The sequence below is a fragment of the Actinomycetospora sp. CA-084318 genome (assembly GCF_050955885.1).
Classification (GTDB): Bacteria; Actinomycetota; Actinomycetes; order Mycobacteriales; family Pseudonocardiaceae; genus Actinomycetospora.
The window spans coordinates 5,700,839-5,721,833 of the sequence record NZ_CP192098.1 but is presented as its reverse complement, the minus strand read 5'-3'; the positions used below and the strand labels follow the sequence as shown (position 1 = coordinate 5,721,833).

The 20,995-nt window shown below is 75.5% G+C and carries 22 protein-coding genes; 14 read left to right on the top strand and 8 right to left on the bottom strand.

What is annotated here, in order from left to right; all coding sequences use genetic code 11:
• Position 1 precedes the first annotated feature (1 nt).
• From hemB to ACQPYX_RS27910, 4 genes are read left to right on the top strand one after another with little or no spacing between them, the layout of a single operon-like run.
• On the top strand, positions 2-976 hold the full coding sequence (gene hemB / locus ACQPYX_RS27925; protein WP_433803820.1) for a porphobilinogen synthase: 975 nt from the start codon (positions 2-4) through the stop codon (positions 974-976).
• A gap of 7 nt (positions 977-983) precedes the next feature.
• Complete coding sequence (locus ACQPYX_RS27920) at positions 984-1,397, top strand: hypothetical protein (protein WP_433800523.1); 414 nt, start codon at positions 984-986, stop codon at positions 1,395-1,397.
• Positions 1,397-1,867: a hypothetical protein gene (locus ACQPYX_RS27915; RefSeq protein ID WP_433800522.1), complete on the top strand. Its 471-nt coding sequence runs from the start codon at positions 1,397-1,399 to the stop codon at positions 1,865-1,867. The genes ACQPYX_RS27920 and ACQPYX_RS27915 overlap by 1 nt, the downstream gene beginning before the upstream one ends.
• Positions 1,864-2,139 carry a hypothetical protein gene (locus tag ACQPYX_RS27910; protein ID WP_433800521.1) on the top strand — a complete coding sequence of 92 codons (276 nt, stop codon included), beginning with the start codon at positions 1,864-1,866 and terminating at the stop codon, positions 2,137-2,139. The genes ACQPYX_RS27915 and ACQPYX_RS27910 overlap by 4 nt, the downstream gene beginning before the upstream one ends.
• A 162-nt stretch (positions 2,140-2,301) precedes the next feature.
• Here ACQPYX_RS27910 and ACQPYX_RS27905 read toward each other — a convergent pair whose 3' ends face one another.
• Entirely contained in the window at positions 2,302-2,598 is a 297-nt protein-coding gene (locus tag ACQPYX_RS27905; RefSeq protein WP_433800520.1) for a DUF3761 domain-containing protein, read from the bottom strand.
• A 402-nt stretch (positions 2,599-3,000) separates the two neighbouring features.
• Between ACQPYX_RS27905 and hemL the strand changes: the two genes are divergently transcribed.
• The 7 genes from hemL (at position 3,001) to ACQPYX_RS27870 (ending at position 10,447) form a co-directional block, all read left to right on the top strand.
• Positions 3,001-4,293, top strand: a complete 1,293-nt coding sequence (hemL, locus tag ACQPYX_RS27900; protein ID WP_433800519.1) for a glutamate-1-semialdehyde 2,1-aminomutase — start codon at positions 3,001-3,003, stop codon at positions 4,291-4,293.
• The gene (locus ACQPYX_RS27895) at positions 4,293-4,913 is read left to right on the top strand and encodes a histidine phosphatase family protein (protein WP_433800518.1); all 621 of its coding nucleotides are present in this window, start codon (positions 4,293-4,295) and stop codon (positions 4,911-4,913) included. The genes hemL and ACQPYX_RS27895 overlap by 1 nt, the downstream gene beginning before the upstream one ends.
• Positions 4,910-5,494, top strand: a complete 585-nt coding sequence (locus ACQPYX_RS27890; protein ID WP_433800517.1) for a redoxin family protein — start codon at positions 4,910-4,912, stop codon at positions 5,492-5,494. The genes ACQPYX_RS27895 and ACQPYX_RS27890 overlap by 4 nt, the downstream gene beginning before the upstream one ends.
• A 237-nt stretch (positions 5,495-5,731) precedes the next feature.
• Positions 5,732-6,541, top strand: a complete 810-nt coding sequence (locus ACQPYX_RS27885) for a cytochrome c biogenesis CcdA family protein (protein ID WP_433800516.1) — start codon at positions 5,732-5,734, stop codon at positions 6,539-6,541.
• Entirely contained in the window at positions 6,538-8,157 is a 1,620-nt protein-coding gene (resB, locus tag ACQPYX_RS27880) for a cytochrome c biogenesis protein ResB (protein WP_433800515.1), read from the top strand. Before ACQPYX_RS27885 ends, resB begins: the two co-directional genes overlap by 4 nt.
• Positions 8,157-9,140, top strand: coding sequence for a c-type cytochrome biogenesis protein CcsB (ccsB, locus tag ACQPYX_RS27875; protein ID WP_433800514.1), 984 nt, complete (start codon positions 8,157-8,159; stop codon positions 9,138-9,140). Before resB ends, ccsB begins: the two co-directional genes overlap by 1 nt.
• A gap of 89 nt (positions 9,141-9,229) precedes the next feature.
• The gene (locus tag ACQPYX_RS27870) at positions 9,230-10,447 is read left to right on the top strand and encodes a MinD/ParA family ATP-binding protein (protein ID WP_433800513.1); all 1,218 of its coding nucleotides are present in this window, start codon (positions 9,230-9,232) and stop codon (positions 10,445-10,447) included.
• Between the two features lie 2 nt (positions 10,448-10,449).
• Here ACQPYX_RS27870 and ACQPYX_RS27865 read toward each other — a convergent pair whose 3' ends face one another.
• The 5 genes from ACQPYX_RS27865 to ACQPYX_RS27845 form a co-directional block, all read right to left on the bottom strand.
• Positions 10,450-10,782, bottom strand: coding sequence for a hypothetical protein (locus ACQPYX_RS27865; protein WP_433800512.1), 333 nt, complete (start codon positions 10,780-10,782; stop codon positions 10,450-10,452).
• On the bottom strand, positions 10,779-11,624 hold the full coding sequence (locus tag ACQPYX_RS27860; protein ID WP_433800511.1) for a multinuclear nonheme iron-dependent oxidase: 846 nt from the start codon (positions 11,622-11,624) through the stop codon (positions 10,779-10,781). Before ACQPYX_RS27860 ends, ACQPYX_RS27865 begins: the two co-directional genes overlap by 4 nt.
• Complete coding sequence (locus tag ACQPYX_RS27855; protein WP_433800510.1) at positions 11,621-12,550, bottom strand: TIGR04222 domain-containing membrane protein; 930 nt, start codon at positions 12,548-12,550, stop codon at positions 11,621-11,623. Before ACQPYX_RS27855 ends, ACQPYX_RS27860 begins: the two co-directional genes overlap by 4 nt.
• 75 nt (positions 12,551-12,625) lie before the next feature.
• Entirely contained in the window at positions 12,626-12,922 is a 297-nt protein-coding gene (locus ACQPYX_RS27850; RefSeq protein WP_433800509.1) for a hypothetical protein, read from the bottom strand.
• A gap of 170 nt (positions 12,923-13,092) precedes the next feature.
• Positions 13,093-13,296, bottom strand: coding sequence for a BldC family transcriptional regulator (locus tag ACQPYX_RS27845; protein WP_179795371.1), 204 nt, complete (start codon positions 13,294-13,296; stop codon positions 13,093-13,095).
• A gap of 216 nt (positions 13,297-13,512) precedes the next feature.
• On the opposite strand from ACQPYX_RS27845, the gene ACQPYX_RS27840 reads away from it, so the two are divergent.
• On the top strand, positions 13,513-13,827 hold the full coding sequence (locus ACQPYX_RS27840) for a DUF4229 domain-containing protein (RefSeq protein ID WP_433800508.1): 315 nt from the start codon (positions 13,513-13,515) through the stop codon (positions 13,825-13,827).
• A 49-nt stretch (positions 13,828-13,876) separates the two neighbouring features.
• Here the strand turns inward: ACQPYX_RS27840 and ACQPYX_RS27835 are convergent, their stop codons facing one another.
• Both ACQPYX_RS27835 and ACQPYX_RS27830 read right to left on the bottom strand, forming a co-directional pair.
• On the bottom strand, positions 13,877-14,752 hold the full coding sequence (locus ACQPYX_RS27835; RefSeq protein ID WP_433800507.1) for a 1,4-dihydroxy-2-naphthoate polyprenyltransferase: 876 nt from the start codon (positions 14,750-14,752) through the stop codon (positions 13,877-13,879).
• Positions 14,753-14,788: 36 nt separating this feature from the next.
• Complete coding sequence (locus tag ACQPYX_RS27830; protein WP_433800506.1) at positions 14,789-16,075, bottom strand: hypothetical protein; 1,287 nt, start codon at positions 16,073-16,075, stop codon at positions 14,789-14,791.
• Between the two features lie 207 nt (positions 16,076-16,282).
• On the opposite strand from ACQPYX_RS27830, the gene menD reads away from it, so the two are divergent.
• Together menD and ACQPYX_RS27820 are read left to right on the top strand one after the other, a co-directional pair.
• Complete coding sequence (gene menD / locus ACQPYX_RS27825; RefSeq protein WP_433800505.1) at positions 16,283-18,028, top strand: 2-succinyl-5-enolpyruvyl-6-hydroxy-3-cyclohexene-1-carboxylic-acid synthase; 1,746 nt, start codon at positions 16,283-16,285, stop codon at positions 18,026-18,028.
• 50 nt (positions 18,029-18,078) lie between these two features.
• Positions 18,079-20,994 (top strand): Na+/H+ antiporter subunit A, encoded by a 2,916-nt coding sequence (locus ACQPYX_RS27820; protein ID WP_433800504.1) that lies wholly within the window; start codon positions 18,079-18,081, stop codon positions 20,992-20,994.
• Position 20,995 lies beyond the last annotated feature (1 nt).

Genomic DNA, 20,995 nt, shown 5'->3' with positions numbered 1-20,995 from the left:
CATGTACCCCACCGACCGCCCGCGGCGGCTGCGCACCACCCCGGCCCTGCGCCGGTTGGTGTCCGAGACCGACGTCCGGCCGCGGCACCTGGTGCTGCCGGTCTTCGTCGCCGAGGGCCTCGACGCGCCGAAGCCGATCAGCTCGATGCCCGGCGTCGTGCAGCACACCCGCGAGACCCTGCGGAAGGCGGCCGCCGAGGCCGCCGCCGCGGGCCTCGGCGGGATCATGCTGTTCGGTGTGCCGGCGCGGCACGACGCGACCGGCTCCGGCGCCGTCGACCCCGACGGCATCCTCAACGTCGGCCTCCGCGAGGTCCGTGAGGAGGTCGGCGACGCCCTCCCCGTCATGGCCGACACGTGCCTCGACGAGTTCACCGACCACGGCCACTGCGGCGTGCTCGCACCCGACGGCACGGTGGACAACGACGCCACGCTCGAGGTGTACGCCGAGATGGCGGTGGCGCAGGCCGACGCCGGCGCCCACGTCGTCGCCCCCAGCGGGATGATGGACGGCCAGGTCGGGCGGATCCGCTCCGCCCTCGACGCGGCCGGCCACACCGACACCGCGATCCTCGCCTACTCCGCGAAGTACGCCAGCGCGTTCTACGGCCCGTTCCGCGAGGCCGTGGACTCGCAGCTGACGGGCGACCGCCGGACCTACCAGCAGGACCCGGCGAACGCCCGCGAGGCGCTGCGGGAGACGACGCTGGACCTCGCCGAGGGCGCGGACATGGTGATGGTCAAGCCGGCCATGGCCTACCTGGACGTCCTGCGCTCGGTCGCCGAGCTCTCGGACGTCCCGGTCGCCGCCTACCAGGTGTCGGGCGAGTACGCGATGATCTCCGCCGCCGCCGAGCGGGGCTGGATCGACCGCGACCGCACGATCCTGGAGAGCGTCACCGGCATCCGCCGCGCCGGGGCCGACATCGTCCTCACCTACTGGGCGACCGAACTGGCGACCCGGCTCGATCGTTGAGCGCGACATGAGCGAGCACGTGCGTGAGGTCACCCCGCCCCGCGAGGAGCCGCACCGCCCCACGATCGTGACGGTGGCGCTGGTGCTCTGGGCCGTGCTCGGCGTGCTCCTCGTGGGCACTGCGGTCCTGTTCGCGATCGCGCTGGCGGTCGGGAACACCGATCCGAACACGGGGGTCGGCTCGCTGGTGCTGACCGCGGTGGTGCTGGCCGCGCTCGGCGTGGCGACCCTGTGGGCCACCCGCGGGCTCGCGGCCCGGTCCCGGCCGGCCCGCGCGACGCTCACCGCCATCGGCGTGGTGCTCGCCGTCGCGGGTCTCGTCCAGCTCACGTTCCTGGGGGTCGGCGGCGTGTACTTCGTCGCCTTCGCCGCCGGAGCGCTGCTGCTGCACTTGCCGGCGGCGCGCGCCTGGTTCGCGTGATGGGTGCAGGTCCCGACGACGATCCGGTGCGATTCGCCGAGGCCGGTGCGCCCTGGTGGCCCGTGCTGATCGGCCCCGTCGTGGCCGTCGGGGGACCCTTCCTCGATCGGCTCGCGCCCGGCGGCGCCACCCCGTGGGCGTGGGTGGTCATCGGCGTGGTGCTGCTCGCCCCGATCGCGCTGATCGTGCGGACCCGGCGTCGGCTGCTGAAGGTGCGCCTGACCGACACCGAACTCGTCCAGGGCGAGGAGGTCGTCCCGCTCGAGCGGCTCGTGGGCGTCCGTCCGCCCGACGGCAGCGGCCGGTTCGGCATCAAGCCGTTCGGTGACCACCCGTCGGTGCTGCGCCACCTCGGGGCGGTCGTCGTGACGATGGACGACGGGACCCGGCGCGCGGCGTGGGCGCGGGACGCCGAGGGACTGCACGCGGCGCTGGCGTCGGTGCTGGCCGAGCGCGAGCCGTCGTCGTGAACCAGGGGGAGACGGAGCGCAGCGGAGCTCGACCGGCGCGGCGCCGCGCCCTGGTGACCGCGGTCGTCGCGGTCCTGCTCCTGGTGGCCGCCGGCTTCTGCCTGGCGCGGGGCCTCGACACCGCCCCGTCGACCGGCGGCCTGCTCGTGGCGCCGGTGGAGCTGACGCGCGTGCTGGGCGCCTGGGTGACCGCCGCGGTGGTCCTGGCCACGGCCGCCGTGCTGTGTGGGGTGGACGTGGTGGCGCGGTTCCGGGTGTCCCGTAGCGCCTGAGGCCCCCACCTGGCAGGAAAGCGTCGTTGCTGTCATCCAGTGGCAGGAACGACGCGTCGTCGTCGGGCGAGACCGATCGGCGGCGCGGACTTCAGTGGCAACGGGTGCAGCTGACTCGCCTTCGTGCCACTGAAGTCCGAGACCGGTCGTGCGTGACCGACCTCAGAGCCACTGCTCGACGCCGCCGTGGCCGGAGCAGGTACCGGCGTGATGCTTCGAGTGGCTGTCGGAGCCGTCCTTGCAGATCGCGGTCGCCCCCGAGGAGTTGCCGTCGGGGCGTTCGACCTGCTGCCCGTCCGAATTGGTGTAGTCACCGGAGCGCGTGCCCGACGATCGTGAGTAGCCGGTGCCGGACGACCCCGAGCCGGACGAGCTGGAGCCGTACAGGGACGAGGCGGACCCGGACGACGAGCCCGAGGAGGACGTGGTGGCGGGCACCTCGGTCGTCGTGGTGGTCAACGGCGAGGTCGAGGACACCGAAGCCGGGGCAGCCGTCCCGCACCCGGACAGCCCGGCCGCGGCGACCAACCCGACGAGAATCAGTCCGGCCCGACCGAGGGTTGGGCCCCTGTGCTGACCTCGAGAGCTCACGCTGTTCCTCCTGGACGTCGACGGCGACGGCAGGAAGAGCGCCGGGTCTTCGTTGCTTGTTACACCTATCGCTCGATCGGCCCAGCCGTCCGGGGACGCCGCCGTCGTGGTGGGGAGGACGTGGCAGCAAAGGGGCATGACTGCCACTGGCTGACAGCAACGACGCTTTCCTGCCACCGCGGTCGGGGCGAGGGCGGCGCACGGCGGCCACTCCGGTGCGCCTGGGAGGATGGGGCGGTGAGCAGCGCCCCTGCGACAGCGACCGGACCGGTGACCCGTTCGGCCGAGCTCTTCGCGCGCGCCGAGGCCATCGTCCCCGGCGGCGTCAACTCCCCGGTGCGGGCGTTCCGGTCGGTCGGCGGCACGCCCCGCTTCATGCGCGAGGCCTCCGGCGCCTGGCTGACCGACGCGGACGGCAACCGTTACGTCGACCTCGTCTCGTCCTGGGGGCCGATGATCCTGGGCCACGCCCACCCGGCCGTCGTCGAGGCGGTGCGGGAGGCGGCGACCCGCGGACTGAGCTTCGGGACGCCGACCGAGGGTGAGATCGACCTGGCCGAGGAGATCGTGCGGCGGGTCGAGCCGGTGGAGCAGGTCCGCCTGGTCAACTCCGGTACCGAGGCCACGATGAGCGCGATCCGGCTGGCGCGCGGCTTCACCGGCCGCAGCGTCGTCGTGAAGTTCGCCGGCTGCTACCACGGCCACGTGGACGCGCTGCTGGCCGAGGCGGGCAGCGGGGTCGCGACGTTCGGCCTGCCGAGCACGCCCGGCGTCACGGGCGCCCAGGCCACCGACACGATCGTGCTGCCCTACAACGACCTCGACGCCGTCGCCGCCGCGTTCGCCGAGCGCGGCCAGGACATCGCGTGCGTGATCACCGAGGCCGCCGCCGGGAACATGGGTGCGGTCGCTCCCGACGACGGGTTCAACGCCGGGCTGAAGCGCCTGTGCGCCGCGCACGGCGCGCTGCTGATCATGGACGAGGTGATGACCGGCTTCCGCGTCTCGTCCGCGGGCTGGTACGGCCTCGAGGGCGTCGCCGGCGACCTGTACTGCTTCGGCAAGGTCATGTCCGGCGGGCTGCCCGCGGCGGCCTTCGGCGGTCGGGCGGACGTGATGGCCCACCTCGCGCCGGCCGGGCCCGTCTACCAGGCGGGCACGCTCGCCGGGAACCCCGTCGCGGTGGCCGCCGGCCTGACGACGCTGCGCCACGCGACCGAGGACGTCTACACCGCGCTCGACACCGGGGCCGACCGGCTGCACGCGCTGATCGACGAGGCGCTGACCGCGGCGGGCGTGGAGCACACGATGCAGCGCGCCGGGTCGCTGGTGTCGGTGCGCTTCGCCGGCGAGCCCGGCCGGAACTACGACGACATGAAGGCGGCGGAGACCTGGCGTTTCCCGCCGTTCTTCCACGCCCTGCTCGACCGCGGGGTGTACTTCCCGCCCAGCGTCTTCGAGGCGTGCTTCATCTCGGCGGCGCTCGACGACGAGGCGTTCGGCGTCATCGCCGAGGCCCTGCCCCACGCCGCCCGCGCCGCGGCGGCCGCGACGGAGTCCTGATGCGCACGCTGGTCCACCTCGTCCGACACGGCGAGGTCCACAACCCCGAGGGCATCCTCTACGGCCGGCTGCCCGGGTACGGCCTCTCCGAGACCGGACGGGAGCAGGCACGGCGGGTCGCCGACCACCTCGCGGGCGCCGACGTGACGGCGCTCCTGGTGTCGCCGATGCAGCGCGCGCAGGAGACGGCGGCGCCGATCGCGGAGAAGCTCGGGCTCGAGATCGTCACCGAGGACCGGCTGATCGAGGCGGCGAACGCGTTCGAGGGGATGCAGGTCGCGGTCGGCGACGGCGCGCTGCGCAAGCCGGAGTACTGGCCGCTGCTGCGCAACCCGTTCCGCCCGTCGTGGGGCGAGCCGTACCTCGAGATCGCGCACCGCATGCTCGGGGCCGCGCACCGGGCGCGGGCGACGGCGGCGGGGCACGAGGCGGTGTGCGTGTCGCACCAGCTGCCGATCTGGACGCTGCGCCGCTACCTCGCCGGCGACCGGCTCTGGCACAACCCGGCCAAGCGCGAGTGCTCGCTCGGCTCGGTGACCACGCTGACCTTCGACGACGAGTCGCTGGTCGACATCGCCTACGTCGAGCCGAGCGGTACCTCGACCGGGACCGGGGCATGAGACGCGCATTCCTGACGACGTTGGTGGTGGCGCTCGCGCTCCTCGCCGGCTGTTCCTCGGCGGAGAACCGCGACGACGGCGGGTTCACCTTCGTCGCGCCCGGCGGACAGACCCAGATCTCCTACCCGGAGAACGAACGGCGGCCGCTGTCGCCGGTGGCCGGCGACTCGTTGCTGCGGCCCGGGACCCAACTGTCGACCGCGCAGTTCCGCGGGCAGGTCGTCGTGCTCAACATCTGGGGCTCCTGGTGCGGGCCGTGCCGGGCCGAGGCGGACGCGCTCGAGCAGGTCGCGGAGGCGTCGAAGGCGCGCGGGGTGCAGTTCCTCGGCGTCGACGTGCGTGACGACCGGGCGGCCGCGGCCGACTTCGTCCGCGACCGCGGCGTCAGCTACGACTCGATCTACGACCCGCCCGGCCGCTCCCTGCTGGCGCTGCGTGGCTACCCGCGCAACGCCGTGCCGTCGACGATCGTGCTCGACCGGCAGCAGCGGGTCGCGGCGGTGTTCCTCACGGCCGTGCTCGCGAGCGACCTGCAGCCCGTGGTCGACCGGGTCGCGGCGGAGCCGGCGCCCGCGGCCTGATCCCGGCACCCTCCGCGTGAGGGGACCCCTCGTACCGATAGAGCGCTCGGATCCTCCCCTCGCGAACGGCGGCCGCTGCGCTCGCCCGTTCGCGAGGGGACGGTCCGAGCGCTCTCGTGGCACCAGGGTTCCCCTCGCGCGGGACCAGCGGGGCGGGGTGACCTACGACAACTGGTAGGACCGCCTCACGCCGGACGGACGCAGGCGTCCTACCCTGGGGCGCGAGATGGAGTGCGCATGGACCTGACCCAGACGGTGACGTCGGGCCCCGTCCTGCTCGCCCTCGCGCTGTCCCTCGTCGCCGGGTTCGTCAGCTTCGCCTCGCCGTGCGTGGTGCCGCTGGTGCCGGGCTACCTCGCCTACCTGGCCGGGCTGGTCGGGGCGAGCGCGCCGCCGGTCACGCCGGACGAGGCGCGCGGGGGCGCGGTCGGCACCCTCACCCGCCCGGCCACCACCCACCGTCTGCGGCTCGCCGGCGCCGCCGCCCTGTTCGTCGCCGGGTTCACCGTCGTGTTCGTGCTGGGGCTCGGCGCGATCGTGTGGGCGGCCGATGCGCTGGTCACCAACGAGGCGGTGCTGCAGCGCCTCGGCGGCGTGGTCACCGTGGCGATGGGCCTCGTGTTCCTCGGGCTCGTCCCCGCGCTGCAGCGCGACACCCGGCCGCACTGGGTGCCGCGCATGGGCCTGGCCGGCGCCCCGCTGCTCGGCGCCACCTTCGGGCTGGGCTGGACGCCCTGCCTCGGGCCGACCCTCACCGGTGTCATCGCCCTGGCCTCGGGCACCGGAGCCGACGGCAGCGCCGCGCTGCGCGGCGGCGCGCTCGTCCTCGCGTACTGCCTCGGCCTCGGCGTGCCGTTCATCCTCATCGCCCTCGGCGCCGGCCGCGCCGTGCGCGCCCAGGCCTGGCTGCGCCGCCACGTCCGCGCCATCCAGATCGGCGGCGGCGTCCTGCTCGTCGTCGTCGGCCTCGCCCTCGCCACCGGCCTGTGGGGCGAGCTCGTCACCCAGCTCCGCGCACCGATCGCCGGGTTCTCCACACCGCTATGACCGACACCCTCGAGAAGCGCACCGACCCGCCGTCGGGGAGCAGTTCCCCCGGCCGCGACCTGCTGGCGCTCGCGCGCAACACCTGGCGCGGGCTCACCAGCATGCGGACGGCGCTCATCCTGCTGTTCCTGCTGGCGCTCGCGGCGCTGCCGGGCGCGTTCCTGCCGCAGCGGACGCCGAGCCCGCAGGCGGTCCGCGACTTCTTCACCGAGCACCCGACGCTCGCCCCGCTGCTCGACCGCGTCGGGATGTTCGACATCTTCGGCACGCCGTGGTTCTCGGCGATCTACCTGCTGCTGTTCATCTCGCTCGTCGGCTGCCTGGTGCCGCGGACCTGGGAGCAGATCCGCGGCCTGCGGGCGCCGACGGTCGCGGTGCCGCGCAACCTCTCCCGCCTGCCCCACCACGCGGCCTCCGACGACGACCGCACACCCGACGAGGTCGTCACGGCGGCGAAGAGCCGGCTGCGTGGCTGGAAGGTCGACGTCCGGAGGGAAGGCCCGAGCGCGGACGTCGTCACGCTGTCGGCGGAGAAGGGCGCGCTGCGCGAGGTCGGGAACGTCGTGTTCCACATGAGCCTGCTCGCGCTGCTGGCCGGGATCGCCGTCGGGAAGCTGTTCGGCTACGAGGGCAACGTCATCGTGATGGCCGACGGGTCCGAGTTCTGCAACTCCGGCATCCTCGCCTACGACACGTTCCGACCCGGCCTGCGCGTCGACGGCACGAACCTCTCCCCGTTCTGCCTCGACGTCGACCGTTTCACGGCGCAGTACCGGCCCGACGGCGCGGCCGACTCGTTCGCCGCGGACGTGCGCTACTCCGACGCGGACGCCCTCGCCGACGGCACGCCTCCGGTCCCGACGACCATCGCGGTCAACGACCCGCTGCGGTTCGACGGCGAGCGGGTCTACCTGCTCGGGCACGGCTACGCGCCGCAGTTCACGGTCACCTTCCCCGGCGGGGAGCAGCGGACCCTGGCCACCCAGTGGGAGCCGGTCGACCAGCGGACGTTCCTCTCCCAGGGCGCCACCAAGTTCGACCGGCCCGGCGTCACCGACGAGGCAGAGCGACGGAAGACGCAGATCGCGATCACGGGCCTGTTCGCGCCCACCTCGAGCGGCGGCTCGGTGGTCACCTCGACCTTCCCCGCGCTGACCGCCCCCGAGGTGGCCGCGGACGTCTACGAGGGCGACCTCGGCCTGGACTCCGGGCGCGGCCAGTCGATCTTCGCGATCGACCAGTCGATGGTCGACCAGGGCCGGCTGAACCGGGTGGCGCGCGAGAACCTCGTCCCGGGTCAGACGATCACGCTGCCCGACGGCACGCAGGTCCGGTTCGACTCGGTCAAGGAGTGGGTGAACCTGCAGGTCTCCCACGACCCGGCGCAGGACGCCGTGCTCGTCGCGGCGGTCGCCCTGCTCGTCGGGATCACGCTCTCGCTCACGATCAAGCGGCGCCGGATCTGGGTGCGGGCGACCCCCGCCGCGCCGTCTACGACAGATCGTCGTAGCCTCGTGCAGGTCGGCGGGCTCGCCCGCACGGACCAGGCCGGGTACGGCGAGGAGTTCGAACGGCTCCGCGACGACCTGCTGCGACCCCGACACGGAGGTTCCTGATGGGCGTCGACGCCCCCCTCGGCGACTTCGGCGACGTGCTCTTCTACTCCGCCCTCGCGGTGTACGTCCTCGCGATGCTGCTGCACGCGGTGGAGCACGGCCTGCTGCGCCGGTCCGAGCCCGAGGCGGCCGAGGAGGCCGAGGTGGCGGTCCCGGTGGCCGTCGGCGCCGGTTCCGGCTCCTCGGACGTCCCGACGACGAGCGACGCGGCCCCGGCCCGTCCCCCGCGACCGGCGTCCGAGCGGTTCGGGCGCATGGGCGTCTCGCTCACCGTGCTCGGGTTCGGCCTGCACGTCGCGATGCTGATCGTGCGCGCGGTCGCCGCCGGGCGGCCGCCGTGGGGCAACATGTACGAGTTCACGGCCGCGGTCTGCGCCGTCGGTGTGGCCGCCTGGCTCGTGGTGCTCTACCGGCGCCCGGAGCTGCGCCGCCTCGGCGTGTTCGTGCTGATGCCGGTCATCGTGCTGATGTTCATCGGCGGCACGGTGCTCTACACGCAGACCGCGCCCGTGGTGCCGGCACTGCGCTCGTACTGGCTGGTCATCCACGTGTCGGCGGCGGTGATCTCCTCGGGGATCCTGCTCTTCGCCGGCGTGGCGAGCGTGCTCTACCTGCTGCGCTCGGCGCACGACCGCAGCGGCCGCATGGCCTGGACCGCGAAGCTCCCGGGCGCGCAGGTCCTCGACCGGGTCGCCTACCGCGCCACCGCGGTCGCCTTCCCGATCTGGACGTTCGCCGTGATCACCGGCGCGATCTGGGCCGAGGCGGCCTGGGGCCGCTACTGGGGCTGGGACCCCAAGGAGACGACGGCGTTCATCGCCTGGGTCGTCTACGCCTGCTACCTGCACGCACGCTCGACCGCCGGGTGGCGGGGGCAGCGCGCCGCGGCGATCAACGTCGTCGGGTTCGCCGTGATGGTGTTCAACCTGTTCTTCGTCAACCTCGTCGTCACCGGTCTGCACTCCTACGCCGGCGTCGGCTGAGATCCTTCCCCGTTCCGGGTGTCCGGATCGTCCCGGCCGACTACGGTCGCGGGACGGATCTCCGGGCCGAGCAGCGGGAGGCGACGGCGATGGATGCCCGAGGCGAGGAGACGGCGCAGCGGGACGGGAGCCCCTCCGGGGACGGCCCCGACGCCGCGCCCTCCGACGGGACCTCGACGGTCGGGATCTCGACGGCCGGGACCTCGACGCCCGGGACCTCGACGACGCCCGCGGCCGAGCCCACGGCCCCGGCCGAGGGCCCGTCGGCGGAGACGACCCACCAGGTCGACACCGCCGGGGCGGCCCGCGGGGACGTCCGCCGGCCGGGTGAGCCCGGTGCGGCGCTCGCGCCGATCGCCCCTGGGCCCACCGACCTGTCGTCGGCCCAACTCCTGCGCCCGACCCGGCCCGCCCCGCAGACCGGGTGGCGCCGGGCGGTGTACGTGGCCAGCGGCGGCCTGGTCAACCCCGGCGAGAGCGACGCCGACGTCGCCCGCCGGGAGCTCGTCAACCGCGTCAACCAGCCGCTCGTCGGCTGCTACAAGATCGCGATGCTGAGCCTCAAGGGCGGCGTCGGCAAGACCACGACGACGGCCTCGCTGGGCTCCACGTTCGCCTCGCTGCGCGGCGACCGCGTGGTGGCGGTGGACGCGAACCCCGACCGCGGCACGCTCGCCGAGAAGGTCCCGGTGGAGACGACGGCGACGGTGCGGCACCTGCTGCGCGACGCCGCCCTCGTCCGGCGCTACTCCGACGTCCGCGCCTACACCTCGCAGGGCCCGTCCCGGCTGGAGATCCTCGCCAGCGACCAGGACCCGGCCGTCTCCGAGGCGTTCAGCGAGCTCGACTACCGCCGCACCGTCGACCTGCTCGAGCACTTCTACAACATCGTGCTCACCGACTGCGGCACCGGACTCATGCACTCCGCCATGCGCGGCGTGCTCGACGTGGCCGACTCGCTGGTCGTGGTCTCGTCGTCCTCGATCGACGGGGCGCTCTCCGCGTCCGCGACCCTGGACTGGCTCGACGCCCACGGCTACGGCGACCTCGTGGCCCGCTCCGTCGCGGTCATCAACTACGTGCGGCGCTCCTCGGGCGGGGTCGACCTCGACCGGGTCGCCGAGCACTTCGCCGGCCGCTGCCGGGCCGTGGCGCGGCTGCCGTTCGACCCGCACCTCGACGAGGGCGCCCAGATCCACCTCGAGCAGCTCGCGCCCCGCACGCGCACCGCGATGCTCGAGCTCGCGGCCGTCGTCGCCGACGACTTCCCCCGCGCCGGGTCCCGGGTGCGGATCGGGCCGCGCTGAGCTCAGCGGCGCCACCACCGGCGCCGCCGACGTCCGGGGAGGGTCGCGACGAAGGCGCGGGCCTCGTCGTGGAAGCCGGAGCCGGTCCGGTGTGGTCGCTCCACGAGCCACGCGTCGAGGCGGCCGTCGAGGTCCGGTGGCACCGGGCGGCCCGCGGCGTCGAGCATCCCGACGACGATCCGCGCCAGGACCCGGCGTCGCTTCCGGTGCAGGGCGCGCGCCTCGGCCGCGACCCGTCCGGCGTCGAAGCCCGCGGGGACGGGACCGTCCGCGACCAGCGCCGCGAGGAACTCGGCCTGGCGGGCGGCGAGGTCCCGACGACGCGCGTCGCTCACCGGGGGACCGGGGTCCGGTCGCGAGTGGCGCGCAGCAGGGCCAGCTCGGCCGCGAGCTCGGCGTCGGCGGGATAGCGGTCGTCCCGCTCGAGCAGGACCCCGGGGCGGACGCCCACCGCGGCGCAGCGGGTGAGGAGGTCCGCCAGCAGGTCGAGCACCGCCGGACCGAGCGGGTGGGCGTGGGTGTCGTGGTAGAGCCCGTCCTCGTCCGTGGTGCCGCCCGCGGCGTGCACGTAGGCCACCCGCTCCAGCGGCAGGTCGTCGAGCACCCGCGCCGGGTCCTGGGCGAGGTTGACCGCGCAGGCGTGCAGGTTCGCCACGTCGAGCACGAGACCCGCGTCGGTGCGGGCGCACAGCTCGGCGAGGAACGCGCCCTCGGCGAGTTCGGCGTCCGGCCACGCGACGAGGGCGGCGATGTTCTCCAGGGCCAGCGGCACCGGCAGGCGGTCCTGCGCGGCGCGGACGTTCTCGACGAGCACCGCGAGGGCGTCCCGGGTGCGGGGGACCGGCAGCAGGTGACCGGACTCCAGGCCGCCGGCGCGGACGAAGCAGACGTGGTCGCTGACGAGCGGGGCGTCCAGCGCGGTGGCGACCGCGGCGAGGTGGTCCACCCGGTCCGTGCGGAGGTCCTCCGCGCCGCCCAGGGACAGCGACACGGCGTGGGGCGCGACGGTGACCCCGCGGGCGCGCAGCCGGCCCAGGGAGGCCGGCAGGGCCTCGGGTCGGAGGTCCTCGGCGACGACCTCGACGAACCCGGCCGCGCCGTCGTCGACGAGGGCCTCCACCGTCCGGTCGATCTCCGGGCGCCACCCGATCCCGACCCCGTCCGGGCCGGCGGTCATCCGCCGCACCCGCCGCCTCCGCAGCCGCTCCCGCAGCTGCCGCACGACGAGCCGCCGTCGCCCCCTCCGCCGTCGCCACCGCCGCCGCCGAAGGCGACCGGCGGGACCAGCAGCGCCGCGAGCGCGGGGTCGGGGAAGGCGGCGAAGCCGCCGACGGCCACGAGCAGCGCCCCCGCCCCGAGCCACGGGGCGACGCCGGGCGGCCCCGCGGTGACCGGCCGCCGGACCTGTCGGGCCCCCGCCCGCGCGGCGTCGAGCGTGGCCCGCCCACGCGGGGTGAGCACGCGCAGCGACCGGGGCCGCGTCACGAGGGCGACGACACCGACCACGACCAGCAGCGCGACGAGGAAGCCGACCGACGCGCCGCGGCCGAGCCCGGCCGCCAGGCGGGCGATCCCGAGCACCACGACGAGCCCGAACGGGATCCAGGCCCGGCGCACCCGGCGGCGGATCGCGGCGGGGTCGTGCAGGAGGCCGCGGGCGACCAGCTGCTCACCGAGCTCGCCGATCTCCGGGGCGTGCCGGACCGTGGCCACGAGGGCCGAGGCGGCGCGCGGCGTCGTGGCGTCGCGCAGGACCCGGACGTCGAGGTCGGAGAGCTGCGGGTCGTCCTCGGGGCGCACGGGCCCGACGACGGTGCACAGCCTCCGCGAGTCGTCGGCCCGCAGCCGGCCGCTCTCGAGGAGCCCGGCGATGCTCGCCGCGGCCGCGCGGTCGTCGCCACCCGCGAGGACCCCGAGCTGGGCGGGGGTCAGGGTGAGGTCGGGGTCCCGGCCGGGTGGTCGACGTCCGGCCGTCGCCCGGGCCAGGTGGGGCAGGACGAGCGTCACCACGGCGAGCAGCAGCCAGAGCCCCAGGAACGCCGGACCGGTGATCCCCCACGTCGCCGCCATCGTCATCACCTCGTCCACCCCGGCGACGTCCACCGATGGACGTCACTCTGTGTGAACGATGACCCAGGTCCGCGCCGGTGACAAGGACCGATCGGACGACCGGGACGATCAGGCGGAGCCGGGCGGATCCTCGCGACTGCGCCGCACCTGCTCGTCGAGGCTGCGCAGGAAGTCCGGGTCGTCGTCCGGGGCGACCGGACGGCTGCGTCGGGGGCGGGAGGCGCCGGGGGACCGCGTCGGCCCGGTGGGCGTCTCCTCGTCGGTGGCGCCGGGCCCCGTGGCGAGCGCCTGAGCGGAGACGGCCTTCCAGAGCAGGACGCCGACCGCCACGAGCACCATCACCGCGACGACGAACAGCACCACGTCACGCACCTCCTCGGCGGACCCCGGTTGCCTCGAGGCCACGCCACCACGCTACCTGGCCGATGTGATGTCCGGGGGTGGAGCGGGACGGGGCCGCCGGGTGGACGGCGGGTGACGACGAACGGGGCGACCCACCCCCGGAACGACGGAGGGCCCGGACACACGGTGTGGTGTCCCGTGCGCCCGGGCCCTCCGCCGGGGTGTGGCTGCGATCAGCCGTGCGCCTCACTGGTGAGGCCGTCGAGCAGGGTGCGGACCTCCGACTCGCGGAAGCGACGGTGCCCGCCCGGCGTCCGGATGGAGCCGATGCGGCCGGCCGCGGCCCAGCGCGTGACGGTCTTCGGGTCGACGCGGAACATGGTGGCGACCTCGCCGGGGGTCATCAGACGCTCGGTCGCCTCGGGTGCGATGGTCATGCTGCACCTCCTCGGGCCGCTCGGGCCCGATCTCCCAGGGTTCTGTCGCCCGATGCGGCCAGGTGACCGCGGGGCGGAGCAGACGAACTGGAGCGATCGTGACATCACACCCCCCACGTACTCGAACGCTAGTGCGGAGGTAAAAGGTTCACAAAGGCAGGAATCGGACGATCGGGCCGCGGTTCCCGCCTCGCCCACGGGCCTACCCTGGAGTCCGTGGAGACAGGAGAAACCGGCCGCGGGACGGCCCCCGAGGGCGGCCGCAGCGGCTCCGCGGCCGCCGCCGTCGCCCTGTACGTGGGCGCCCGGCTGGTGCTGGTCGCGGTGCTCGCGGGCGTGCTCGTCCTGGTCGGTCTGCCGCTGCTCGTCGCCCTCATCGTGGCCATCGTCCTGGCCCTGCCGCTCTCGCTCGTGCTCTTCCGCCCCCTGCGGGCGCGGGTCAACGCGGAGCTCGCCGCCGCCACGGCCACCCGCCGTGAGCAGCGGGAACGCCTCCGCGCCGAACTGCGCGGCGACGCCGGGGCCGAGTAGGCACCGCAGGCCTCCGCGCCCGGCGGGGGCCGCCGTCGGGGACACCGGCTCAGCCGGTGAGCGCGAGCCCCACGGCCGTGCCGATCGCCCACACCAGCAGGGCGAGCCCGGTGTCGCGCAGCACCGGGATGAGGGCCGGACCGCGGGCGCCGCCGAGCACCCGGCGCAGCGCCGGCACGAGCACCACGAGCGAGACCAGCCCGAGCAGCGCCCAGGGCGCCCGGAGGCTCAGCACGAGGCTCATGCCCAGCGGAACCACCACGAGGGCGGCGTACATCACACGCGTGTCCCGCTCACCGAGCAGGACGGCCAAGGTCCTTTTACCCGCGACGGTGTCGGAGGGGACGTCGCGGAGGTTGTTCGCGACGAGCACCGCGCACGACAGCAGGCCCACCCCGACGGCCGTGCCGATCCCGAGACCGCTCACGCGCCCCGACTGCGTGTACTCCGTCCCCAGGACGGCCACCGGCCCGAAGAACAGGAACACCGCGACCTCGCCGAGGCCGCGGTACCCGTAGGGCGACGACCCGCCGGTGTAGAACCAGGCGCCGGCGAGGCAGACGGCGCCGATCACCAGCAGCCACCAGGCGCCGCTGACCGCGAGGAGGGCGACCCCCGCGAGGGCGCCGATCCCGAGCGAGACGAACGCGGCCGTCCGGACCGCCCCGGGCGAGGCCGCCCGGGAGCCCACGAGGCGCATCGGGCCGACGCGGTCGTCGTCGGTGCCACGGATGCCGTCGGAGTAGTCGTTGGCGAAGTTGACGCCGATGACCATCCCCATCGCGACGACCAGGGCGAGCACCGCCGCCACCACCTGGAAGCCCCCGCCGCTCGCGGCGGCGCCGCTGCCGGCGACGACGGGTGCGATCGCGTTCGGCAGTGTGCGGGGCCGCGCGCCCTCGACCCATTCCGCCACGGTGGCCATGGCGCCGAGCGTAGCCAGGTCGCGCCGATCTCGATCTCAGCAGACCGGCGCGGCCGTCCCCGTGGTCACCAGTGCGGCGGGCACGTAGCGGTCGTCGGCGATGCGCAGCCACTCCGTGCTCGCGCCGCGGCCGCCGGTCACGGTGTCGCCGGTGGTGCGGCAGGTGACGTCGACCTGCGCGGCGCGCCCGACGACCCCCATGTCGGGCGCCCCGGAGGCGGGCGCCGAGCGCACCGTCGCGGGCTGGTCCGCCGTGGCGAGGTGGACGTCGGCGGGCGCCTCGCCGGACCGACCGGTCCAGAGGTAGTCGACCGTCACCCACCCGTTGTCCTGCAGGCCGAGGGCGTGGAACACGCCGTCACCGAGGTCGATCCCGGCCGGGTTCCGCACCGAGCGGCCGAAGCCGTCCTGGCCGCCGTGGTAGTGGTCGCTGTAGGCGGCCTGGGCCTGCGGGAGCCCCTGGGCGAGGTCGCCCCAGTTCTGCCGGGGCGGCGCGGCGTTCCAGTAGTCGTCGTCGGTGTTCCAGGGCCCGACGTCCCACACCGGGACGGTCGCGCAGCGGCCCGCGTCGGTGCAGATCCGGACGCTGTAGTCGCCCTTGCCGTCGGCGTCGAGCGCCCGTCGCGACGGCAGCGCCACGAACTGGTCGTCCTCGGTGATCACGTGGCCGTTCGCGGTGGTCCCGCCGACCAGCCCCTCCCGCGTGGCGAACACGCGGTAGGAGGCGCGCGGGGACAGGGCCCGCGAGCCCGTCGTCACCCGGTCCGCGTGCACCGTCACCGCGCGCACCGTCGGCGTGACGCCACCGGGCGGCGCGACGAGGGTGAGGCGCAGCGCCACCGTGCGGGTCGGGGCGTCCAGGACCGCGGGGCTGCCCGGCGCGGCGGGCGTCCACTCCGACCAGCGTCCCGCGTCGTCCCGCCCGCGCACGTCGACGTGCACCGCCGTCCCGTCGGGGGTGTCCGCGCGCACGGGCACGGTGAACCGGTCCACGGCGCGGGCGAAGGTGTGCGCGCCGAGGTCGAGGAAGCCCTCGCGGGACGCGCCGCGCAGGCTGCCGGGACGGACCTCGGCGCGCGGCGACGCGAGCCGGGCCGACCCTCCCGCGACCTGCACGCCCACCGCGTCGCCGGCGAGGTCCGGCCGCCAGGTCTGCGCGTCGGTCCCGGCGGAGACGACGCCCGGGACCGGGGGCGCCGCGGCGACGGCGACGACCGCCCCGCCGAGCAGCAGGACCGCACTCGTCACCAGGGCGGGGAGCAGGAGCCGCCGCCGGGCGAGGGAACGCCGACGACCGTCGCCCGCGGGCCGGGGGGAACGCATGCCCGCAGTGCATCCCGCGCGGGCCGCGCGCCCGGTCAGGACGCGCCCGGCTCCACCCCGACGGGGGTCACCCGAAGGGCTCGTCGGCGACGCACCGAACCGGACGACCCCCGCCTTCGGGCACGAAGCGGGACGCGCGGGACGTGTGTGGGTGGCCCGGAGCGCTCGCGCGGCCGGGAGCGCCGCCGCTGGATACGCTCGCCCGCCGTGACCCCGTCGACCGTGCAGGCCCGCGTCGTCGTCGACGAGTGGGTCCGGGGCGGCGTCCGGGAGGTCGTGGCGTGCCCGGGCTCGCGGAACGCGCCGCTGCTGCTCGCCCTCCACGCGGCGGACGCGGCCGGCCGGCTCCGGCTGCACGTCCGGATCGACGAGCGCTCGGCGGGCTTCCTCGCCGTGGGCCTCGCCGCGCGCTCCGGAGCCCCGGTCCCCGTCGTCGTCACCTCGGGCACCGCCGTCGCGAACCTGCACCCCGCCGTGCTCGAGGCCTCGCACGCCGGGATCCCGCTGGTGGTGGCCAGCGCGGACCGACCGCTCGAGCTCGTCGGGACCGGCGCGAACCAGACCGTCGACCAGGCCGGGCTGTTCGGCGGGGCGGTCCGCGCGGCGATCACGCTGCCGCTCGCCGAGGAACGTCCCCGGGCCGCGGCCGGCTGGCGGGCCGCGGTGTGCCGCGCCCTGGACCGCGCCCGCGGCACCACGACCGCCGACCCCGGCCCGGTGCAGCTCGACCTCCCGCTGCGCGAACCCCTGGTCGACGACGCCCCCGACGACGCGCTCCCGGACTGGGCGACGGGCCGACCGGGGGGACGGCCGTGGACCGAGGTCGCGGCGCGGGTCCCGCACGTCGCCCCGCTCGACCTCTCCGACGCGGTCCCGACGATCGTGGTGGCCGGGCACGGCGCCGAGGCGCCCGCCGGGCTGCCCGACGGGGTGCCGGTGATCGCGGAGCCGACGTCCCCGCTCTGGGGCCGCTCGCTGCGCGCGGGCACGCGGCTGCTGGAGTCCGCGCTCGACGGCACCGCCCCGCACCTGCTGCCCGCCCGCGCGGTGGTCCTCGGTCGACCGACCCTGCACCGCCCGGTGTCCCGCCTGCTCTCGGACCCGCGCGTCGAGGTCGTCGTCGTCCCGTCGGCCGGGGTCGCCGGCGCCCGCCCCGGCTGGACCGACGTCGCCTCCTCGGCCACCCGCGTCGGGGCGCTGCCCGCGCCCGCGGACTGGGGCGTCGACCTCGCCTGGGGCGAGGCCGTCCGCGCCGCCGACGCCCGGGTCGCGCGGGTGGTCGTCCCGGACCCCGGGTCCGCGCCCGACCTGGCGGCCGCGACGGTCCGTGCCCTGCCGCCCGGTGCCCTCCTCGTCGTGGGTTCCTCGAGCCCCGTGCGCGACGTCGCACTCGCCGCGGAACCGCGGACCGACCTCACCCTGCTGTCCGCCCGCGGGGTGTCCGGCATCGACGGCGCGGTGTCCTTCGCCACGGGTGCCGCCCTCGCCGACGGCGGCCCGGCCTACGCGCTGCTCGGCGACCTGACCTTCCTGCACGACTCGGGCGGCCTGCTCGTCGGTCCCGACGAGCCCCGCCCGGAGCTGACGATCGTGGTGGCCAACGACGACGGCGGCAGCGTCTTCGCCACGCTCGAACAGGGCGCGCCGGCGCACGCGGCCGCCTTCGAGCGGGTGTTCGCCACGCCGCACGGCACCGATCTGCAGGCGTTGTGCCGCGCGCACGGCGTGGCGCACACCGGCGTGGCGGCCGCCGACCCCGCCGCCCTCGCGGCGGCCCTCGCCCCGGCGGGGTGCCCCGGTGTGCGCGTCGTGGAGGTCGCGGTCGACCGCTCCGGACGCCGCGCCGACGCCGACCGGTGGCGGACGGCGGCGCGCGCCGCGACGGTCGATCCGGACGATCCGGACGCCGACGCGGGCGGTCGATCGCCCGGTGGTGTCGGCCCGGGTCGGTAGGCTCGTTCCCGACGACGGGTGACGACGCGGTGGAGCCGGGGGTTCGATAGGTGCTGGTCCTGCTGGCGGTGCAGGCCGCGGCGGCCCTGGTCGCGCCCCTGCTCGTGCGCAGCCTCGGCCGCACCGCCTTCGTCGGGCTGGCGCTGGTCCCGGCCGCGGCGTTCGTCTGGATCCTCACGCAGCTGCCGGCGGTGCTCGCCGGGCGGGCCGTGACGGAGGGCTTCACCTGGATCCCGGCGCTCGGGGTGGACGTGGCGGTGCGCCTCGACCCGCTGTCGGCGCTGCTCTCGCTGCTCGTCACCGGGGTCGGGGCCCTCGTGGTGCTGTACTGCGCCCGCTACTTCACGCCGTCCTCGGCGGCGCTGCCCCGCTTCGCGGGCGTGCTGCTCGCCTTCGCCGCGGCGATGCTGGCGCTGGTCTGGGCCGACGACGTCATCGTGCTCTACGTCTGCTGGGAGCTGACGACGATCTTCTCGTTCCTGCTCGTGGGGCAGGACGCGCACAAGCGGGCGAGCCGCGCGGCGGCGATGCAGGCGCTCACCGTCACCGCGGCGGGTGGTCTGACCATGCTCGTCGGGCTGGTGATCCTCGCCGAGGCCGCCGGCACCTACCGGCTCTCCGCGATCGTGGCGGCGGGCCCGTCGCTGGGCGGGGCGGCGGTGACCGCCGGGGTGGTGTGCGTCCTGGTCGGTGCCCTCTCCAAGTCGGCGCTGGTCCCCTTCCACTTCTGGCTCCCGTCGGCGATGGCCGCGCCCACCCCGGTCAGCGCGTTCCTGCACGCGGCGGCGATGGTGAAGGCCGGCGTCTACCTCGTGCTGCGGCTCGCCCCGGGCTTCGCGTCCGACCCGGGCTGGCGACCGGTCATCGCGATCGCGGCGGGCGTGACCATGCTGCTGGGCGGGATCGTCGCCGCCCGCCAGACCGACCTCAAGCTGCTGCTCGCGCACGGCACCGTGTCCCAGCTCGGGTTCATCATCCTGCTCGCCGGCGCCGGGACCCGGGACGCCGCGCTCGCCGCCGTCGCGCTCGTCCTGGCCCACGCGCTGTTCAAGTCCGCCCTGTTCCTCACCGTCGGCGTCATCGACCGGTGCGCCGGCACCCGGGACCTCCGCGAGCTGTCCGGCCTGGGCCGCCGGGCACCGGTCCTGGCGGTCGTCGGCACCCTGGCCGCGGCCTCGATGGCCGGCATGCCGCCGCTCTACGGCTTCGTCACGAAGGAGGGCGCGTTCGAGGCCTTCCTCCACCGGGCCTACGGGCCGTGGGCGGAGGTGGTGCTCGCCCTGGTCGTGCTCGGCTCGGTGCTCACCGTCGCGTACAGCTCCCGCTTCGTCCTCGGTGCCTTCACGAACGTGTTCACCACCGGCGCCGCCCGCACCGAGTGGATCCGGCCCGGGGCGCTCTTCCTCGCCGCTCCGGCGGTGCTCGGCGCCCTCTCGCTCGTCGCGGGCTTCGTGCTCGGCGGGTTCACCCCGCTGCTCACCGCCTACGCCGACGCCCTGCCCGCCACCTATCCGACGCTCCTCGAGCTCAAGCTCTGGCCCGGGTTCACGCTGGCGTTCGGGCTCTCGGTGCTGGCCATCGTGCTCGGCATGGTCGTCGCGGCCCCGCGCGTCGCGGACCGGCTCGCGGCGTTCCGGCCGCTCGACGCCATCCGGTCGGAGGTCACCTGGCGGGCCCTGGTCCACGCGCTGGAGAAGGTCGCCCTCCGGGTCACCGTGCGGACCCAGCGCGGGTCGCTGCCGGTGGTGCTCTGCACGATCCTCGGCGTCCTGCTCGCGGGCCCCGGTCTCGTCCTCGTCCTGTCCGGGGCGCTCGGCGGGATCCGGATCGACCGGTTCGCCGACTCGCCCGGGCAGGTGGTGATGGCCCTCCTGGCGGTGGTGTCCACCGCCGCCGCGGCCCGGGCCCGCCGACGGATCGCCGCCGTCCTGCTCGTGGGCGGGCTCGGCTACGCCGTCGCGGTCATCTTCGCGCTCGCCGGGGCACCCGACGTGGCGCTCACCCAGGCCCTGGTCGAGACGATGACGTTGGTCGTGGTCGTCCTGGTGCTGCGGCGGCTGCCGGCGGACATCACCGAGCACCACGACCGCCGTCGCCGGCTGGCGCGGCTCGCCGTCGCGCTGCCCGTCGGCGTCCTCGTGGCCCTGCTCGGTGCCACCGCGCTCGGCGCGCGGACCCAGCCCGCCGTCTCGCTCGCGTTCCCGTCGCAGGCCTACGCGTTCGGCGAGGGTCAGAACGTCGTCAACGTGACCCTCGTCGACATCCGCGCCTGGGACACCATCGGCGAGCTCTCGGTGCTGCTCGCCGCCGCCACCGGGGTGGCGAGCCTCGTCTTCCTCAACCGCCGCACCGGACTGCCGCCCGGCGGGACGCGGCGCCGCCGACGCCGTGCGACCGTCGACCCCGCCCCGGGCGGCGGCTTCGGCTGGCTGCGCGGACCCACGCTCGAGCGCCTCGCCCGTCGGTTCCGCCCGGGACCCGAGCCCACGGAGCGGAGCCTGCTGCTCGAGGTGGTCACCCGCCTCGTCTTCCCGACGATCATGGTGCTCTCGATCTACTTCCTCTTCGCCGGCCACAACGCGCCCGGCGGAGGGTTCGCCGGCGGCCTGCTCGCCGGCCTCGCGCTGGTGGTGCGCTACGTGGCGGGCGGGCGCTACGAGCTCGGGGAGGCGGCGCCGGTCGAGGCGGGCACCCTGCTCGGGGCCGGGCTGCTGCTGGGCGGCCTGAGCGGTGTCGGCGGGCTCGTCCTCGGCGGTGAGGTGCTGCAGACCGCCGTCCTCGAGGTCACCCTGCCGGTGCTCGGCACCGTCAAGTTCGTGACGTCGCTGGTGTTCGACGTCGGCGTCTACCTGATCGTCGTCGGGCTCGTGCTCGACATCCTGCGCAGCCTCGGCGCCGAGCTCGACCGTCGCACCGACCCCAGCGCCGCGGCCGTCGGCCCGGAGCGGACGGAGGTCCACTCGTGAG

What these genes read in the sequence shown, in the direction of transcription:
- hemB (WP_433803820.1), top strand. Translation starts at nt 2, where the DNA reads ATGTACCCCACCGACCGCCCGCGGCGGCTGCGCACCACCCCGGCCCTG.
- ACQPYX_RS27920 (WP_433800523.1), top strand. Translation starts at nt 984, where the DNA reads ATGAGCGAGCACGTGCGTGAGGTCACCCCGCCCCGCGAGGAGCCGCAC.
- ACQPYX_RS27915 (WP_433800522.1), top strand. Translation starts at nt 1,397, where the DNA reads ATGGGTGCAGGTCCCGACGACGATCCGGTGCGATTCGCCGAGGCCGGT.
- ACQPYX_RS27895 (WP_433800518.1), top strand. Translation starts at nt 4,293, where the DNA reads ATGCGCACGCTGGTCCACCTCGTCCGACACGGCGAGGTCCACAACCCC.
- ACQPYX_RS27890 (WP_433800517.1), top strand. Translation starts at nt 4,910, where the DNA reads ATGAGACGCGCATTCCTGACGACGTTGGTGGTGGCGCTCGCGCTCCTC.
- ACQPYX_RS27885 (WP_433800516.1), top strand. Translation starts at nt 5,732, where the DNA reads ATGGACCTGACCCAGACGGTGACGTCGGGCCCCGTCCTGCTCGCCCTC.
- resB (WP_433800515.1), top strand. Translation starts at nt 6,538, where the DNA reads ATGACCGACACCCTCGAGAAGCGCACCGACCCGCCGTCGGGGAGCAGT.
- ccsB (WP_433800514.1), top strand. Translation starts at nt 8,157, where the DNA reads ATGGGCGTCGACGCCCCCCTCGGCGACTTCGGCGACGTGCTCTTCTAC.
- ACQPYX_RS27870 (WP_433800513.1), top strand. Translation starts at nt 9,230, where the DNA reads ATGGATGCCCGAGGCGAGGAGACGGCGCAGCGGGACGGGAGCCCCTCC.
- ACQPYX_RS27860 (WP_433800511.1), bottom strand. Translation starts at nt 11,624, where the DNA reads ATGACCGCCGGCCCGGACGGGGTCGGGATCGGGTGGCGCCCGGAGATC.
- ACQPYX_RS27845 (WP_179795371.1), bottom strand. Translation starts at nt 13,296, where the DNA reads ATGACCATCGCACCCGAGGCGACCGAGCGTCTGATGACCCCCGGCGAG.
- ACQPYX_RS27835 (WP_433800507.1), bottom strand. Translation starts at nt 14,752, where the DNA reads ATGGCCACCGTGGCGGAATGGGTCGAGGGCGCGCGGCCCCGCACACTG.
- ACQPYX_RS27830 (WP_433800506.1), bottom strand. Translation starts at nt 16,075, where the DNA reads ATGCGTTCCCCCCGGCCCGCGGGCGACGGTCGTCGGCGTTCCCTCGCC.